Genomic DNA, 4,638 nt, shown 5'->3' with positions numbered 1-4,638 from the left:
TTTACTATAGAAATGATGCCTTCAAGTTTTTCTTCACTAAACAGTTTGGGTATATTTCTGCTGATTTGACAGTAGAAATATGAAATATGATTGCATAAGCTTCTATAGGTATCTTTTTCAAAGTTTGCATTCTCTATAGAATTTTCTATGTATTCTTTTAAATTGTTTAGATTTTGAAGTAAATTATCTTTTTCACTTCTCCAGTCACTTTCATAAATCTCTTGAAGCCATCTTAAGTACTTCTCTATATCTGGAAGATCTTTTAGATAGGGTTTACCTGATGATTCTTCCACTTCCCAATGACCGTGTACAGAAGGATTGTAAAGTTCAAGGTACGTATCGTCTGTAATTTTTTTATTGTTAATTGCAAATAGACAATTTTTAGCTTTTTTTGAGTTTGTATTTTCGGCACGATCACAATAGTTGACACATGCTTGTTTAATTTCTTCATCTATCCAGTTATAGTCCTGCCCTAGTTCTTTTTTTATGTAATCTTTAATTTCCTCTAATTTTGCTCTCTTTTTTTCTCTAACATATTCACAAGCGATTTTCCTAACTTTTTCCTTAATGTTAACTGTATCTCCATTTTTTATATCTGAAATGTTTTCTTTATTAATCTTCAACTTTTGATTATTCTCTTCTCTAACTTCCATTTCAGTACTTCCTTCCCTGTTAAGATTTTCGGAAGAAACTCTCATATTTCTCTTTCTAAGAGGGGAGATAATTCTGTACTTCCTTTTCATCCTAGTCCTCCACGAAAACAGGTGTTAAATCTTCATTTGTAGGCAGAGAAACGAATATTTCTCCATTTTCATCATCATGTTTAAGAGAATTACTTCCCTCTTTCAATTCTTCAATTAACTTTTTCAACTTCGCGTACTCAATTCTAGTTATTGTTTTCTCGAGTCTCTCATTTGCATTTTCAAACTTTATAGGAACAGGAACGGCTTTTCTATGAAGGGCATCAACGTGCGTTAAAACCATCCATTCGCCTGGAAAGTATGAGATCGTCTGGTCAAGGACAGAAGGTTCAATTCCAAAAGCCTCAGCAACTCTTTCTCTATCTGTTTTCTTAGGAAGTTTGCTTACAAAATATGTAGCCAGTTGTGCAGTAATGCTTGTATCAAGATAAGTTACTCTCTGAGTTGCTATCGCAAGTCCAAGACCGTATTTTCTTCCTCTTCTTGCAAGCATAGTTGCCATTTGTTTAGTTTTTTCTATGGATACTTTTTCTTCCTTTGAACCTATAGGGGTATGAGGAATGAATAGGTCAGCTTCTTCTAATATAAAAACTGTCTGAGGTGTGTTTTGGAACTGTCCGTTTTTCCTAGCTTTATATAGGATATCTCCTAGTTCATAGGCGAAAAATCTCATGTTGTTGTCATCTTCACTTACAAAAATAAAGAGTGAACTTGTATTATCGTGATTCTTTAGAATCAGCTCTTGGAGGGTTATTCCATTAAAGTAATCTGTTCTCTTTAGTATTTCTTTTGCCATACTCCTATAGTTTCTAATTAGAACTTTTAACTTAGGAATAATTGCGTTAACAACTCTTTTATCTAAATTTCTTATATCGTGAACTGAAAACTCTAAAATTAGATTTAAAATGGGATCGTTAGACAACAAAGTGTTATCTTCAAGGACTTTTTTAAAGAATACTAATGTCTCAAATATTTTTTTAGCTACGTAAGGGTTGAAATTCGTTCCTAAGAGTCCCCTTAATTCTAAATATTTTCTTAGGTTTTCAAAAATTCTCATAAAAGCTTCTTTCCTTTCCCTTGCTCCTTGACCACTAAAGTTGGTTTCATCAAACATTTCGTATAAAGCTTCAAGAACTTCTATGGTTAACTTTCCTCTTGTGAGAATTCTGACTTTTTCTATTAAAAGGAGGTAAGAGATGGAAAGGAAAGAAAAGAAAGAGAAATGGAACTATGTTCTTTCTGCAAGAGTTTTGCTGCTGAAAAAGAGATAGAAGGTATTCCTATATGCCCTGAGTGCTATGACAAAATTCAAGTTGTCTCTGCTCAAACTGGAAAGTCTGTAGGAATACTATTAGTGAATGCAAATGTTGGATACGTTGAACTCAAATATCCTACACAACTAAAGAATAGTTCAGAAGTTAGACTTCTCTATCCAGCATTCCCAAGTCTTAAAAAGATTTGTATTCCATTTGAAAGCATTCACTTCTTTGGAGAACCTAAAAATGAAGAACTAAAAGTAAATTGGATTTCAGCTATTAAGGAAAAGGTAAAGAAAACGGGAGAATAACAATGAAAGAAGAAATAAAGAGACGTAGAGACCGGGCAAGGTTTGAAAAGTATGGTGGAATGGAACTTGTTAGAGAATTTATCCTAAAACTTCCCGAAAAAGAAAGATACGCTAAAGGGTTTCTTGTTAATGACGTAGCTATGCAGATAGCTAAGGAGAAGATTAAGAGAAAGTCTAAACAGAGATACTTTCTTGCTAAAATAGTACTTAGGCAAGCAGTTGGGAATGGATACTTGAACTTTCAGAACGGCAAATACACCTTGACTAGGAAGGCAAGAAAGTTAAGGGAAAATAGAAATGAATAAGAAGAAAAGAAAAAGTAAAGACCTTTCTATTAAGATTTTTGCTATTGGAATGCTTTTATTTTTTCTTTTCCGTTTAGGAAGTGTTTTAGTTCCTTCTTTTGGTTTAGCAATTTTTCTCCATTTCTTTTCTATACTAACTGTTAGCATCTCTCTTTTCTCTTTAAGTTTCTACTTTCTTGAGAAAAAAGTTATTTTTACATTTTTTGGTTTATTAGGTCTATCTGCACTTGTTATTACTGGGGGATATATATATATGACGGTTTTCTCTTTTTTCTCAAAGGAAAGAAAGCCTTTCGGAAAAAAGTTTGCATAGTTGATAGAATTGAATTTGTAGGTGCAAGACATACGAAGAATATTTTTCTCTTGTGTAGGGAAGAATACGCAAGATACGAAAGTCCTGTTCCGTTAAGAGTTAAGTCTGGTGATAAGATAGAGATTTTCCTAAGCAGGGCTTTTCCGTCTCAGATAGTTTACCTTTTACCTCTAAAAGAAGGTAAAGAACCTTGATTTGACTCTAAAAAGGAGGAAAAGCAAGGTGGTTCTCTACACGGGAAACTTATCTGAATTAGAAATAAATGGAGAAAAAAAGATTTACTTTTCTACTTCATTTTTTAACTTTTCTCGAACCTCCATTAGAATTTTTCCTAACCAATTTTCTCCTTTATAACCCCATGGAGAGGTTGGATCTGGTTTTCTTAGATTTACTCCCCAAAACTCGTCTCCCCATGTATTTCCTTCTATTAAAATAGCATCACCCGTTTCAAGAAGTTTCTTTTTTAGGTCTTCGTTTTGCTGGAATTTTTTCATAACAAGTTCTTTCATAACTTTTACTTTTCTACCCTCCCAATCTCCAAAAAGAGGAACCTTTCTACCAAGTTTTTTTGCTTCTTTAGGAGAAATTTTGGTAAATTGTTGGCGTCTAAAGGGTGCTGTTTTTGCTGCTTGAAATGCATTTTCAACGCTTGGATATACAAGTCCTTCATATTCTACTTTGCAAGGGTAAAAGTTGGAGAGAAAAAAGTACTTACCCCTGAACCTGATGATCTTATTCATATCGTTTTACCCCTCTTACTTTAAGTTTAATTATAAACTAGGAAATAAATGGGAATAAATTATTCCCATTTGGCTTTTTCTTTTTTAAGAAGGGGAGATAAGGCTTCTTGTCTTTGAAGAAGGTAATGATTAATAGCTTCAAGAAATGCCTGAAAGTTTCTTTTGTTTTTTTCTAAGTCGTAGGAAGGAGGAGGTAAGTGCGGCCATTCTTTTTCAAATTTCTTCTTAATTTCGTTTCTTTTAGCTATTTCTATTATGTGTCCATTAGGAGGTATTATTTTTTCAAAATCTCTTAGTAAAAACTGACGATAGAACCTTGGACCGTTATAACCAACAAGAAGAACTGTATAAGTTCCATCGCTGTTTTTTTCGGTTGAAAACTGAGTTGCAAAAACAGTAGCGTTTTCTATATGAAGGTCGAAACTATCATAGTTAAGTTCCACTCCGAAAATGAAGGGATCTTTTTCCATAAAATCCATTCTGTAGCGTCTTAACTTTTTTGTCTTTTTTCTTAAAAAAGGAGGAAGTTTTACATCTTCTTTTACTTCCATGATCTTTACTGTAGAGAGTAGATAACTTCTATAGTCGCCGTTATCTTTAAGAACACCAACGTAGAAGTTTCCTTCATAGAAAAATAGGTTTATAGGATAAACTTCTCTAAACTCATTTGAACCTTTGAACCTATCTTTCCTAAGAAGTCTAACTTTGCACTCTTTTAGTATGGCATCTACTATTTTTGTTATACTTTCCTCTCTCGGCGGTATAAATCGTCTGCTAAAAAGAGGTTCATAACCAAATGATTCGTACAGTATATCTCTGTTTCCTGCCTCAAGTTTTAGAGAACTCTCTATTCTCTCTATAATTTTCTTTACAGGTTGGAAGAAAGAGAGTTCCCTATATTCTTTAGGGATAAAAGAGAAGAAAAGTAGGAAAGAGATAATCTCTTTTTCGTTCAAAGGATTAACAGCGTCCAAAGCTTCTTTCCGTATTTTCCATTCTTTACCCTTTCTAC

8 protein-coding genes are annotated in these 4,638 nt (G+C 33.3%); 4 read left to right on the top strand and 4 right to left on the bottom strand.

Annotated elements, in window-relative coordinates:
• Both ABGX27_08780 and ABGX27_08775 read right to left on the bottom strand, forming a co-directional pair.
• A partial coding sequence (locus tag ABGX27_08780; protein ID MEO2069583.1) for a hypothetical protein occupies positions 1–743 on the bottom strand: 743 nt, incomplete at its 3' end.
• 1 nt (position 744) lies between these two features.
• Complete coding sequence (locus ABGX27_08775) at positions 745–1,815, bottom strand: hypothetical protein (GenBank protein MEO2069582.1); 1,071 nt, start codon at positions 1,813–1,815, stop codon at positions 745–747.
• A 108-nt stretch (positions 1,816–1,923) separates the two neighbouring features.
• Here ABGX27_08775 and ABGX27_08770 point away from each other — a divergent pair, with 108 nt between their 5' ends.
• The 4 genes from ABGX27_08770 to ABGX27_08755 are packed head-to-tail and all read left to right on the top strand — an operon-like array spanning position 1,924 to position 3,080.
• Positions 1,924–2,268 (top strand): hypothetical protein, encoded by a 345-nt coding sequence (locus ABGX27_08770; protein ID MEO2069581.1) that lies wholly within the window; start codon positions 1,924–1,926, stop codon positions 2,266–2,268.
• Positions 2,269–2,270: 2 nt separating this feature from the next.
• Positions 2,271–2,573: a hypothetical protein gene (locus ABGX27_08765; protein ID MEO2069580.1), complete on the top strand. Its 303-nt coding sequence runs from the start codon at positions 2,271–2,273 to the stop codon at positions 2,571–2,573.
• A complete protein-coding gene (locus ABGX27_08760; protein ID MEO2069579.1) occupies positions 2,566–2,886 on the top strand; it encodes a hypothetical protein in 321 nt (106 codons plus the stop codon). The genes ABGX27_08765 and ABGX27_08760 overlap by 8 nt, the downstream gene beginning before the upstream one ends.
• Positions 2,887–2,936: 50 nt before the next feature.
• On the top strand, positions 2,937–3,080 hold the full coding sequence (locus ABGX27_08755; protein MEO2069578.1) for a hypothetical protein: 144 nt from the start codon (positions 2,937–2,939) through the stop codon (positions 3,078–3,080).
• 84 nt (positions 3,081–3,164) lie between these two features.
• Here ABGX27_08755 and ABGX27_08750 read toward each other — a convergent pair whose 3' ends face one another.
• Both ABGX27_08750 and ABGX27_08745 read right to left on the bottom strand, forming a co-directional pair.
• Positions 3,165–3,626: an NADAR family protein gene (locus tag ABGX27_08750; protein MEO2069577.1), complete on the bottom strand. Its 462-nt coding sequence runs from the start codon at positions 3,624–3,626 to the stop codon at positions 3,165–3,167.
• A 59-nt stretch (positions 3,627–3,685) separates the two neighbouring features.
• The coding region (locus ABGX27_08745; GenBank protein MEO2069576.1) for a WYL domain-containing protein at positions 3,686–4,638 on the bottom strand (953 nt) is incomplete at its 5' end.

This window comes from Desulfurobacteriaceae bacterium (assembly GCA_039832905.1).
Taxonomy (GTDB): Bacteria; Aquificota; Aquificia; order Desulfurobacteriales; family Desulfurobacteriaceae; genus Desulfurobacterium.
Note: the sequence above shows the minus strand (reverse complement) of the source record. Positions and strands in the feature narration are given on the sequence as shown.